The sequence below is a fragment of the Herbaspirillum sp. Her4 genome (genome assembly GCF_057961335.1).
Map to the genome: position 1 here is coordinate 5,690,871 of NZ_CM176330.1, position 11,519 is coordinate 5,702,389.

Annotated in this window: 11 protein-coding genes; 10 read left to right on the top strand and 1 reads right to left on the bottom strand. The window is 61.8% G+C overall.

Annotated elements, in window-relative coordinates:
• Positions 1 to 12 precede the first annotated feature (12 nt).
• Positions 13 to 996, bottom strand: a complete 984-nt coding sequence (locus ACWFUC_RS25720; RefSeq protein WP_034333243.1) for a LysR family transcriptional regulator — start codon at positions 994 to 996, stop codon at positions 13 to 15.
• A 242-nt stretch (positions 997 to 1,238) separates the two neighbouring features.
• Here ACWFUC_RS25720 and araD1 point away from each other — a divergent pair, with 242 nt between their 5' ends.
• From araD1 to ACWFUC_RS25770, 10 genes are all read left to right on the top strand, one after another.
• Complete coding sequence (araD1, locus tag ACWFUC_RS25725) at positions 1,239 to 2,234, top strand: AraD1 family protein (RefSeq protein ID WP_489623771.1); 996 nt, start codon at positions 1,239 to 1,241, stop codon at positions 2,232 to 2,234.
• 171 nt (positions 2,235 to 2,405) lie between these two features.
• Positions 2,406 to 3,089: an amino acid ABC transporter permease gene (locus tag ACWFUC_RS25730; protein ID WP_121043909.1), complete on the top strand. Its 684-nt coding sequence runs from the start codon at positions 2,406 to 2,408 to the stop codon at positions 3,087 to 3,089.
• 9 nt (positions 3,090 to 3,098) lie between these two features.
• Positions 3,099 to 3,749 (top strand): amino acid ABC transporter permease, encoded by a 651-nt coding sequence (locus tag ACWFUC_RS25735; RefSeq protein ID WP_121043912.1) that lies wholly within the window; start codon positions 3,099 to 3,101, stop codon positions 3,747 to 3,749.
• Complete coding sequence (locus ACWFUC_RS25740; RefSeq protein ID WP_034333235.1) at positions 3,733 to 4,467, top strand: amino acid ABC transporter ATP-binding protein; 735 nt, start codon at positions 3,733 to 3,735, stop codon at positions 4,465 to 4,467. The genes ACWFUC_RS25735 and ACWFUC_RS25740 overlap by 17 nt, the downstream gene beginning before the upstream one ends.
• Positions 4,468 to 4,536: 69 nt before the next feature.
• Positions 4,537 to 5,343: a transporter substrate-binding domain-containing protein gene (locus tag ACWFUC_RS25745; protein WP_489637417.1), complete on the top strand. Its 807-nt coding sequence runs from the start codon at positions 4,537 to 4,539 to the stop codon at positions 5,341 to 5,343.
• Positions 5,344 to 5,436: 93 nt separating this feature from the next.
• Complete coding sequence (locus ACWFUC_RS25750; protein ID WP_489623773.1) at positions 5,437 to 6,972, top strand: UxaA family hydrolase; 1,536 nt, start codon at positions 5,437 to 5,439, stop codon at positions 6,970 to 6,972.
• A 251-nt stretch (positions 6,973 to 7,223) separates the two neighbouring features.
• A complete protein-coding gene (locus ACWFUC_RS25755) occupies positions 7,224 to 8,399 on the top strand; it encodes a fumarylacetoacetate hydrolase family protein (protein ID WP_121043915.1) in 1,176 nt (391 codons plus the stop codon).
• A gap of 16 nt (positions 8,400 to 8,415) precedes the next feature.
• Entirely contained in the window at positions 8,416 to 9,180 is a 765-nt protein-coding gene (locus tag ACWFUC_RS25760) for an SDR family oxidoreductase (protein WP_034329862.1), read from the top strand.
• Positions 9,181 to 9,403: 223 nt separating this feature from the next.
• A complete protein-coding gene (locus ACWFUC_RS25765; RefSeq protein WP_310837927.1) occupies positions 9,404 to 10,318 on the top strand; it encodes an SMP-30/gluconolactonase/LRE family protein in 915 nt (304 codons plus the stop codon).
• A gap of 159 nt (positions 10,319 to 10,477) precedes the next feature.
• Complete coding sequence (locus ACWFUC_RS25770) at positions 10,478 to 11,032, top strand: acyloxyacyl hydrolase (RefSeq protein WP_121043921.1); 555 nt, start codon at positions 10,478 to 10,480, stop codon at positions 11,030 to 11,032.
• Positions 11,033 to 11,519 lie beyond the last annotated feature (487 nt).

An 11,519-nucleotide genomic window follows, 5' to 3' on the forward strand; every position in this document is an offset into this window, starting at 1 on the left:
GCGGCGGTTGGCTCAATTTTGCTGCCGCAGGATCTGGATGAACATCTTGGCCAGCGACGACAAGGTACTGTTCTTGCGCGTGACGATGCCGTAATGCTCGATGCGGGTCTTGAGGTTCACCGGCAGGATCCCCAGCATCTGGCGCGCAGCAAAGAAATGCGCGATGTCCAGCGGCATCACCGCCACCATGTTCGATTGCGCCAGCAGGGTGATGGTGACGAAGGGCGAGGCGGTCTCGATCACGTTGCCCGGCACCTTCACGCCTTCCAGCTTGAACTCGTGCTCGATCCAGATGCGCATGGGCATGTTGCTCGAATAGAGAATCCACGAGGCATCGGCCAGCTCCTGCAGGCGCACCTTCTGCGCCGTGGCCAGCGGATGGTCGATGCCGCTGACGATGCACATGGGCTCGCCACGCAGCATTTCGTAATGGTAGAGGTTGGGCTGCGAGCTGACCGAGGAACGGCCGATCATCAGGTCGATGCGGCCCTGGTCCAGCAGCAGCAGCTGGCGGGCACTGGTGTCTTCGCTGATCTCGATGGAGACGTCCGGCTGGATCTCGCGCAGGCGCGACAGCGCGCGCGTGACGAAGGGGGCCGCCCCCATGATGGTGCCGATGGACAAGCGGCCGCCGCGGCCGCTGATCATGTTCTGCAATTCTTCGCGCAGGTTGGCGACATCGCTCTGGATCAGGCGCGCATAGCGGATCACGCAGCGGCCCAGCTCGGTGGCCTCGATGCCGCGCGGTGAGCGGTCGAACAGCGTCACGCCCAGCGCATCTTCCATTTCATGCAAGGCCTTGGTGGCGGCCGGCTGGGTCATGTGCATCACTTCGGCTGCCTTGTGCAGGGAGCCCTGCTCGTCGAGCGCCGTCAGCAGCGCGACCTGGCGAAAGCGCAGGCGGCTGACGATGGAACCGACCGAAGGCAGTGCATCGCCTGCCGCGCCCTCCTCGCCGAGTCGGTTATCACCCGATGAATTAAGCTCATTAGACATCCTTGGTTCAGCCTCTTATAGTCGTCCCGGAAAAAACACAATGCTAGCGCATCTGCCCCCTGCCCACGGCGATGCGTGAAAAAAGCTCAGGAGACGACGGGCAGATTGATCCACAGGTGGCTTCGCCTGGCGGCAGTTTCCTGCCGCGTGCGAATCGCAGCCCCTGTTCTGCACGTCGCTCCCCTGGACCCTGACCGCCCCTGACCGGCGGCCATATGGATGACGACGGCAAAGGAGACCTGGTGAGGCTGATTCAATATCGCGATCTGCATGGCCAACGCCGCGTCGGCATCGTCAATGGCGCCAGCATCCAGGTGCTGGGCGAGGTCGACACCATGCGCGAACTCGGCTTGCTGGCCATCGAACGCCATACCGGGCTGGAACGCCTGGCCCAGTTGCTCAATACCGACCGCTCCGAAGACTATGCCGCGATCCTGGCCGAGGGCCGCATCCTGGCCCCGCTGGACCATCCCGACCCGGCCCACTGCCGCGTCTCCGGTGCCGGTACCACGCACCTGGGCAGCGCCACCACGCGCGACAAGATGCATCGCCGCATCGAAGGCGATGAGCTCGACAAGACCGATACGCAACTGATGATCGAATGGGGCATCGCCGGCGGCCGCCCCGCGCCGGGCACCGTGGGCGTGCAGCCCGAATGGTTCTACAAGGGCGATGGCCATTGCATCGTCGCGCCCGGCCAGCCCTTGCCGCGTCCCGACTTTGCCCTCGATGGCGGCGAAGAACCGGAGATCGTCGGGCTCTACCTGATCGATGACGCAGGCTGTCCGCGCCGCCTCGGCTTTGCCATCGGCAACGAGTTTTCGGATCACGTGATGGAGCGCAGCAATTACCTGTATCAAGGCCACTCCAAGCTGCGCCACTGCGCTTTCGGTCCGGAGCTGCTGGTGGGCCTGCCCCCGGCGCACCTGGTCGGCATGACACGCATCCGTCGCCGTGGCCGCGTGATCTGGGAACAGGAATTCCTGACCGGCCCGGACAACATGTGCCACTCCATCGAGAACCTCGAATACCACACCTTCAAGTACGCGCACCTGCTGCATGCGGGCGACGTGCATGCGCACTTCATGGGCGCGGCCAACCTGTCGTTCGCCTACAGCGTGCGCACCGAGGATGGTGACAGCATCGAGATCAGCATTCCCGATTTCGGCGCACCGCTGGTCAATGGCATCCAGCACGTGCAATCGAACTTGCGACCGGGTGGCGTCAGGCAGCTGTAGCCGCGCCGCCCGGACCCAGGCGCGCCGCAAGGCGCAGCAGTACCGGCAATCATGCCAAGGCCCCGACCTCAAGGTCACCCAACAAGAGGCCGCCCCCAGGAAAATCAAAAAGGAGACCACCCTCATGCTGCTGTATCCCCCTTCCCCTGACGCTGCACGGACGGAGCGTCGATGAATTACACCTTCGATTTCATGAGCGTGTTCGCCAACTGGGATCGCCTCTTGATGGGTGCCTGGCTGACGATACAGCTCTCGGCCCTGTCCATCGCACTGGGCTTCGTGGTCGGCACGCTCGGTGCGATTGCCGGCAAGAGCCGGCTGGCGCTGGTGCGCGGCCTGGTACAGGCGTATGTCGAGATCATCCGCAATACGCCGCTGCTGGTGCAGGTGTTCCTGGTGTTCTTCGGCCTGGCCAGCATCGGCTGGAAGCTCACCGCCGAGACCGCTGCCGTCATTGCGCTCACCGTCAACGTCGGCGCCTACACCACCGAGATCATGCGCGCCGGCATCAACTCCATTCATCCGGGCCAGATCGAGGCGGCCGAATGCCTGGGCATGTCGCGCTTTCACGTGTACTGGCACGTGGTGCTGCTGCCGGCGGTGGAGCGCGTCTATCCCTCGCTGACCAGCCAGTTCATCCTGCTGATGCTGGCTTCCAGCATCACCTCGCAGATCTCGGCCGAAGAGCTGACCGCCACCGCCAACCTGGTGCAGTCGGAAACCTTCCGCAGCTTCGAGGTGTATGCGGTCATCGCGGTGGCGTATCTCGCCCTGTCCTTCCTGTTCCGTGGCGCATTCTGGGCAATCAGCCAGATGGCCTTCGTGCGCAAGCGCAAGCTTGGCACCAACCTGTAAGGAGGCGCGATGAACGCATTCAGTTTCCTGCACGTGGAATACCTGCTGCAAGCCGCCGTCTGGACCGTGGTGCTGTCGCTGGTGGCCTTCGTCTTCGGTGGCGTGGCCGGCTTCGTGATCGCCCTGTGGCGGGTCTCGCCCAATGCCCTGCTGCGGGGGATCGCCAGTACCTACATCCAGGTGGTGCAGGGCATCCCGCTGCTGGTGATCCTGTTCGTGGCCTACTTCGGGCTCGCCATCGCCGGCTTCAAGCTCACCCCGCTGGTGGCGGCCGGGATTTCCTTTGCGATCTACTGCGCTGCCTTCCTCGGCGAGATCTGGCGCGGCTGCATCCAGGCGGTCCCCAAGACCCAGTGGGAAGCCTCGGAATGCCTGGGCTTCAACCGCTTCGAGCAGCTCACCAAGGTGATCCTGCCGCAGGCGGTCAAGATCGCCACGCCACCCACCGTGGGCTTCATGGTGCAGATCGTCAAGAACACCTCGCTGGCCTCGGTGATCGGCTTCGTCGATCTCTCGCGCGCCGGCCAGATCATCAACAACTCGACCTTCCAGCCGTTCACCGTATTCGGCTGCGTCGCACTCATCTATTTTTGCCTGTGCTTCCCGCTGTCGGCGCTGTCCAAGCACTTTGAAAGGAAATTGAATGTCAGCCATCGTTAAGATCAATGATCTGCACAAGAGCTTCGGCAGCAACAAGGTATTGAACGGTGTTTCGCTGGATGTGCAGAAGGGCCAGATGGTGGCCATCATCGGCAAGAGCGGTTCGGGCAAGAGCACGCTGCTGCGCTGCCTGAACGGTCTGGAGAAAGTGGATGGCGGCAACATCCATGTATGCGGACATGATATCCATCATCCGGACAAGCTGAACCTGCGCGAATTGCGCAAGCAGGTCGGCATCGTCTTCCAGAGCTACAACCTGTTCCCGCACCTGACCGTGGAGCGCAACATCACGCTGGCGCTGACCACCATCAAGAAGATGTCCACCGAGGAAGCGAAGAAGATCGCCCACAAGGTTCTGCAGCTGGTGGGCCTGGAGAACAAGAAGGAAGCCTACCCCGAGCAGCTCTCGGGCGGCCAGGCGCAGCGCGTGGCGATCGCCCGCTCGCTGGCGATGGCGCCGGAACTGATGCTGTTCGACGAAGTGACCTCGGCGCTGGATCCGGAACTGACCGCCGAAGTGCTGAAGGTCATGGAAGACCTGGCCCGCGGCGGCATGACCATGGTGCTGGTCACGCACGAGATGGCCTTTGCCCGCAAGCTCGCCGATGTACTGGTGTTCATGCACCAGGGCCAGGTGTGGGAGATCGGCCCGCCCGACGAACTCTTCAGCAATCCGAAAACCGCCGAGTTGCAGAAGTTCGTATCAAGCGATCTGTAAAAGATCGCCTATCCATCTTGTATGGATTTTGTTTTCAGCAGCATCCCTACAATCACCCAGGAGACATCAATGAAAAAACTGTTCAACTTCACCAGGAAGGCCGCCGCCGTCGTGCTGGGCCTGGCTTGTTTTGCCCAGACCGCGCATGCCGATGCCCTGGCCGACATCAAGGCGCGCAAGAAGGTGCTGATCGCCATCGACCTCGGCGCGCCGCCTTTCGGCATGACCAACGCCAAGCTGGAGCCGCAGGGCTCGGATGTGGAAACCGCGCGCCTGCTGGCCAAGGACATGGGTGTGGAACTGGAGATCGTGCAGGTCACCGGCCCCAATCGCATTCCCTTCCTGATGACCGGCAAGGCCGACATGGTGATCTCGTCCTTCTCGATCACGCCGGAACGCCAGAAGGTGGTGGCCTTCACCCAGCCCTACGGTGCCTCGCAGTTCGTGGTGGCCGCGCCCAAGGGCGAGAACATCAAGGGCCTCAATGACCTGGTCGGCAAGCGCGTGGCCGTGGTTCGCGGCAACATGCAGGATTCGCTGCTGACCCCGCTGGCCCCCAAGGGAACCAACATCGTGCGTTTCGATGACGATGCCACCGTGACCGCGGCCATCATCTCGGGCCAGGTCGATGCACTGTGCACGCCCAATTCGCTGGCCTCGGCCATTGCCAAGCAGAACCCGTCCAAGAACCTGGAAACCAAGTTCGCCATCAAGGACATTCCCTATGCCATCGGCCTGCGCAAGGGCGAGCCGGCACTGGAAAAGTGGCTCAACGAATGGATCACCGCCAACCTCAAGAATGGCAAGCTGCCCGGCATCTACCAGCAATGGGTAGGCAGCCCCATGCCTGACCTGGCGCAGTTCGCGCCCAAGTAAGACCGTCGTTTCCGGCATGCCGCGCCAGAAAGCGCGGCATGCGCCCGCCGCCTGAGCGGCCAGCCTGCAGCATCCACGTTCTCCGAGACCAACATGAAAGCCAACTCTCCCGTCATCCGCCTGAACCCGGTCGATGATGTCGTCATCGCCCGCCAGCAGCTCATCTCCGGCACCGTGCTGCAGGACGAAGGCGGCCTCAAAGTCCAGGGCCTCATTCCCGCCGGCCACAAGATGGCGACCCGCGCCATCTCTGCGGGCGAGCCGGTCAAGCGCTATGGCCAGATCATCGGCACGGCCAGCCAGGACATCGCGCCCGGCCAGCACGTGCACACGCACAACCTGGCCATGGCCGAGTTCTCGCGTGAACACCATTTCGGCGCTGACGTGAAGCCGGTCGACTTCGTTGCCGAGCCCGCAACCTTCATGGGCATCGTGCGCCCCGATGGCCGCGTCGCCACGCGCAACTACATCGGCGTACTGACCTCGGTGAACTGCTCGGCCACCGCGGCACGCGCCATCGCCGATTACTTCCGCCGCGACATCCATCCCGAAGTGCTGGCCGACTATCCCAACATCGATGGCGTGGTGGCCCTGACCCACGGCCAGGGTTGCGCCACGGATTCGCAAGGCGAGCCGCTGCAGATCCTGCGCCGCACGCTGGCGGGTTACGCCACCCATCCCAACTTCGCTGCGGTGCTGGTGGTGGGCCTGGGCTGCGAGACCAACCAGATCTCGGGCCTGATGGAAAGCCACAACCTGAAGGAAGGCGAATACTTCCACACCTTCACCATCCAGGGCACCGGCGGCACCGCCAAGACCGTGGCGCTAGGGATCGAGAAGATCAAGAAGATGCTGCCCAAGGCCAATGACATCAAGCGCGAGCCGGTGTCGGCCAAGCACCTGACGCTGGGCCTGCAGTGCGGTGGTTCGGATGGCTATTCGGGCATCACGGCCAATCCTGCGCTGGGTGCGGCAGTGGACTTGCTGGTGCGGCATGGCGGCACGGCCATTCTTTCGGAGACGCCGGAAATCTATGGCGCCGAACACCTGCTCACCCGCCGCGCGGTCTCGCCGGAAGTCGGTGAGAAGCTGCTGACCCGCATCGCCTGGTGGGAGGAGTATTGCGCCAAGAACGATGCCGAGATGAACAACAATCCCTCAGCGGGCAACAAGGCCGGTGGCTTGACCACCATCCTCGAGAAGTCGCTGGGCGCGGTCGCCAAGGGCGGCACCACCAATCTGGTGGATGTCTACAAGTATGCGGAAACGGTCACCGCACGCGGCTTCGTCTTCATGGATACGCCGGGCTACGACCCGATCTCGGCCACCGGCCAGGTCGCCGGAGGGGCCAACATGATCTGCTTCACCACGGGCCGCGGTTCGGCCTATGGCTGCGCACCGGCACCGTCGCTCAAGCTGGCCACCAACACTGCGCTGTGGCAACGCCAGGAAGAAGATATGGACATCAACTGCGGCGAGATTGCCGACAGCAATGTCACCCCGCAGGAGGTCGGTGAACGCTTCTTCCAGATGATCCTCGATACGGCATCGGGCAAGAAGACCAAGAGCGAGCTGCATGGCTACGGACAGGATGAATTCGTGCCCTGGCACATCGGTGTCTATACCTGATGCTGATGCAGATCATGAAGGCCCGGCTGCGGCCGGGCTAGTGTTATCCCGCAGTGAATCATGGTGATCCGTATTACGCCGGCCCGGGTCGCGTAATACGGACTGCCGGCCAAGCATCCTTGCCTTCGGGCATCCACGGGGAAGAGGATGTTTCGCCCGCAGTGAGTCTTCCCCCTTGCAGAACACGACATCGTGGCGACGCCCGCTTCCCGAGTCATCCGGGTCCGCCTCCAACATAAGGAATCAAGAACATGGCACACACTTATTCGCTTCAGGCCCACCTGCCTGAAGACCACGCGCAGGCCACGCTGATCGGCCGCCTCTGGCAACCGGGCGTGGGCCCGGTGCTGGTGCGGATCGACGCCGACGGTGCGTATGACCTCACGCTCATCGCCGCCACCTCCAGCGAATTGCTGGAACTCGACAACCCGGCCGCCGCCGTGCGCGCCGCCACCAACATGACCCGCATCGCGACCTTGCAGGAGTTGCTCGACAATGCCGACGCCGCCCATCGTGATACCTCGCGCCCCTGGCTGCTGGCCCCCATCGATCTGCAGGCCGTCAAGGCCAGCGGCGTGACCTTCGTGGCCAGCATGCTGGAGCGCGTGATCGAGGAACAGGCGCGCGGTGACGCCGGCAAGGCGGAATCGGTGCGCAAGGCGATCACGGCGGTGATCGGCGACAACCTCTCCAGCGTGGTGCCGGGCTCACCGGAAGCTGCGCGCCTGAAGGAAGTGCTGCTGGAGCAAGGCGTGTGGTCGCAATACCTGGAAGTGGGCATCGGCCCGGATGCGGAAATCTTCACCAAGGCACAGCCGATGTCGTCGGTGGGCCTGGGCGATGAAGTCGGCATTCACCCCAAGTCGGCCTGGAACAATCCCGAGCCGGAAATCGTGCTGGCCATCAACAGCCGTGGCAAGGTGGTGGGAGCGACCCTGGGCAATGATGTGAACCTGCGCGACTTCGAAGGCCGCAGTGCCCTGCTGCTGGGCAAGGCCAAGGACAACAATGCTTCCTGCGCAGTCGGGCCTTTCATTCGCCTGTTCGATGCAAACTTTTCAATTGACGATGTGCGTCGCGCCGAACTTACAATGCGGGTCGATGGTACGGAAGGCTTCACGCTCAAGGGCAGCAGCTCGATGTCCATGATCAGCCGCGATCCGCTGCAGCTGGTGGAGCATGCGATCGGTCCCAATCACCAGTATCCGGATGGACTGGTACTGTTCCTGGGGACCATGTTCGCACCGACCCAGGACCGTTTTGGTCCCGGCCAGGGCTTCACCCACCAGGTCGCCGACATCGTGACGATCTCCACCCCCAAGCTGGGTGCGCTGGTGAACACCGTGAACTTCAGCGACCAGACCGCACCGTGGACTTTCGGGCTCACCGCGCTGTACAAGAATCTCGCCAATCGCAAACTCGTTTAATCGCAAAGGAACAAGCATGTCCGCATCCACTGGCCGCCTCGCCGGCAAGACCGTTCTCATCACTGCTGCGGCCCAAGGTATTGGCCGCGCCTCCACTGAACTGTTTGCGCGTGAAGGCGCGCGCGTGATCGCTACCGATATCAGCAAGACGCATCTGGAGGAGCTCGCCTCCATCGCTGGTGTGGAGACACATCTGCTGGACGTCACCGACGACGACGCCATCAAGGCACTGGTGGCCAAGGTCGGCACCATCGATGTCCTCTTCAACTGCGCGGGCTACGTGGCAGCCGGCAACATTCTGGAGTGCGATGACAAGGCCTGGGATTTCTCCTTCAATCTCAATGCCAAGGCCATGTTCCACACCATCCGTGCGGTGCTGCCGGGCATGCTGGCCAAGAAGGCCGGCTCCATCGTCAACATCGCCTCGGCCGCATCGAGCGTGAAGGGCGTGGCCAATCGCTTTGCCTACGGAGCCTCCAAGGCGGCCGTAGTGGGGCTGACCAAGTCGGTGGCGGCGGACTTCGTGGCGCAGGGCATCCGTTGCAATGCGATCTGCCCGGGCACCATTGAATCGCCTTCGCTGAACCAGCGCATCAGCACGCAAGCCAAGGAGACCGGCAAGAGCGAAGACGAAGTCCGCGCCGCCTTCGTGGCACGCCAGCCCATGGGCCGCATCGGCAAGGCCGAGGAAGTGGCGGCACTGGCCTTGTACCTGGCATCGGACGAGTCGAACTTCACTACCGGATCGATCCACATGATTGATGGTGGGTGGTCCAACTAAGCAGGGGATGGGAGGATCGTTCGAGGGTCTCGCATCAGGACGATGCGGATGATACGAACGGTCCGCCAGATCAGGACGGCATGCTGCGCGCATGCCGTTTTTCTTTTGGCGCGCTGCGCGCTGATCCTCCTGCTGGTGTAAGGGATGTTGCGGATCAGGTTTATCAAACCAGATCCGCGCGGCATAATGAGCGCTTACTCATTCATGCTTACAGGCAAGCTCCATGTCCCAGGCATCTCCCGCATTGACTGCTGACACCTTCACCACCGTTTCTCCCGAACCGATGCTGCTGGGCGAATCGCCCCTGTGGCACGCGGAGGAAGCAGCACTCTACTGGATCGACATTCCCGGCAAGGCCGTCCACAAGCGCGTACTGGCCACGCAGCAGCACCAGCGCTGGGACATGCCGGAAGAACCCGGCAGTATCGTCAAGCATGCGCAAGGCGGGCTGGTGGTGGCGTTGCGGTCGGGCATGTTCCATCTCAATACTGGCAATGGCGCGCTGACGGCGCTGCTGGAAGCGCCCTACGATATGGCACGCATCCGCTTCAATGACGGGCGCTGCGATGCCTCTGGCCGCTTCTGGTGCGGCACCATCTATGAGCCGCGTGATCGGGATGGCGGCACCTTGTATTGCTTCGAACGTAATGCCTTGCGTGATGCGCATCATGCCGTGGTCACTTCCAATGGCGTGGCGTTCAGCCCGGACCAGCGCCTGATGTATCACGCCAATACGCCGGCGCACCGCATCAACGTCCATGACTATGATCTGGCTACCGGCCAGACCAGCAATTGCCGCCTGCTGCGCCAGTTCGACAGCGACAAGACTGCGCCCGATTACGGCGGACGTCCGGATGGTGCCGCGGTCGATAGCGAAGGTGCGTACTGGTGTGCGATGTTCGAAGGAGGGCGGGTGTTGCGGCTGTCGCCACAGGGCGAGATCCTGCAGGAGATCCGCGTGCCGGCGCGCTGTCCGACGATGGTGGCATTTGGGGGCGAGGATCTGCGCACGCTCTTCATCACGACCGGACGCAATGGCCGCAGCGAGGCGGAGCTTGCCCAATATCCGCTGTCTGGACATGTGCTGGCCATTCGCGTGGAGGTGGCGGGAAGACTTGAGTACAGCTATCGCCCATGAGGCTGCGCGCCGTCTGTGGTAAGGACGCGGCACAATATTTCACGCGAGTATGCATTTGTGATGATTATGAGAGAATATCGCGTCCCCGCGGCTGCCCTTGCGCCGCGCCGAATACAAGCAAAGATCCTTCAAAACCATTTACGCGCTGAAAGAGAATCCATGACTAAATTGAAGAGCCTGGTCGCCAAGATCGCTTTTGCTGGCGTTGCCGCCATTGCCATCCAGTCGCCCAGCTACGCCATCGACGGCATGTCGCTGGAGTACGGTACTGGCAACAACACCCAGCTGGCCCGTATCGGTGCCCAGTTCAACTGGGGTCCGAACTGGAATTTCTGGCAGTCCAACGGCACCCACGTCGGTGGTTACTGGGATCTGTCGCTGGCCAACTGGCGCATGAACCACTACAACAACACCAATGACAGCGGCAACCTGATCGACCTGGGTCTGACCCCGGTGCTGCGTTTCCAGCGCGATGACGGCAAGGGTTTCTACGGTGAAGCCGGTATCGGCGTGCACCTGTTCTCCAAGCTCTACCGCAACAATGACAAGGTGTTGTCGACCGCCTTCCAGTTCGGTGACCACATCGGTGCCGGCTATGTGTTCAGCAATGGCCTGGACCTGGGCATCCGCCTGCAGCACTTCTCCAACGGTGGCATCAAGCAACCCAACGGCGGCGTGAACTTTGCCGTGGCACGTGTGGCTTACAAGTTCTGATGATCTGAGCTTGTACTGCTGAAAATGAAGAAGCCGGCTTTGCCGGCTTTTTTATTGTCTGGTGTTTTGAGAGAGGGTCGCGAGTGGTGAATGACTGCTATTGCATATCAGGGGGGACTGACCTGCTCCTGAATGTTAGATTTTTGCCTGTGCATAAATTAACTGCTACTGGGGTTGTTAGCGCAGGCTGTGTATAAATCTAAGGTTTGGATTTCCCGGAGTGCCTTATTACGGGTGTTTGGAGTCAATTGACCTTTCAGATCCTAAATGTCTGTGTATAAGAAAATGCACAGAGACCGAGCGCAGTGATTTCCGTCTGTGAATAAAACTAAGAATAGACGTTGAATGCCAGCAGGACGAAGCGCCCGGCACCACGCAGCGGCAAGGATGAAACGCAGATTATCGATCCTCGGACCGTTCGAAACTTTTTACTCCCATCGAACCGTCTTTCGCATCGACCGCGCTGTAATCATAAATCGAGCGCACA

What these genes read in the sequence shown, in the direction of transcription:
- ACWFUC_RS25720 (WP_034333243.1), bottom strand. Translation starts at nt 996, where the DNA reads ATGTCTAATGAGCTTAATTCATCGGGTGATAACCGACTCGGCGAGGAG.
- ACWFUC_RS25730 (WP_121043909.1), top strand. Translation starts at nt 2,406, where the DNA reads ATGAATTACACCTTCGATTTCATGAGCGTGTTCGCCAACTGGGATCGC.
- ACWFUC_RS25735 (WP_121043912.1), top strand. Translation starts at nt 3,099, where the DNA reads ATGAACGCATTCAGTTTCCTGCACGTGGAATACCTGCTGCAAGCCGCC.
- ACWFUC_RS25740 (WP_034333235.1), top strand. Translation starts at nt 3,733, where the DNA reads ATGTCAGCCATCGTTAAGATCAATGATCTGCACAAGAGCTTCGGCAGC.
- ACWFUC_RS25745 (WP_489637417.1), top strand. Translation starts at nt 4,537, where the DNA reads ATGAAAAAACTGTTCAACTTCACCAGGAAGGCCGCCGCCGTCGTGCTG.
- ACWFUC_RS25750 (WP_489623773.1), top strand. Translation starts at nt 5,437, where the DNA reads ATGAAAGCCAACTCTCCCGTCATCCGCCTGAACCCGGTCGATGATGTC.
- ACWFUC_RS25755 (WP_121043915.1), top strand. Translation starts at nt 7,224, where the DNA reads ATGGCACACACTTATTCGCTTCAGGCCCACCTGCCTGAAGACCACGCG.
- ACWFUC_RS25760 (WP_034329862.1), top strand. Translation starts at nt 8,416, where the DNA reads ATGTCCGCATCCACTGGCCGCCTCGCCGGCAAGACCGTTCTCATCACT.
- ACWFUC_RS25765 (WP_310837927.1), top strand. Translation starts at nt 9,404, where the DNA reads ATGTCCCAGGCATCTCCCGCATTGACTGCTGACACCTTCACCACCGTT.
- ACWFUC_RS25770 (WP_121043921.1), top strand. Translation starts at nt 10,478, where the DNA reads ATGACTAAATTGAAGAGCCTGGTCGCCAAGATCGCTTTTGCTGGCGTT.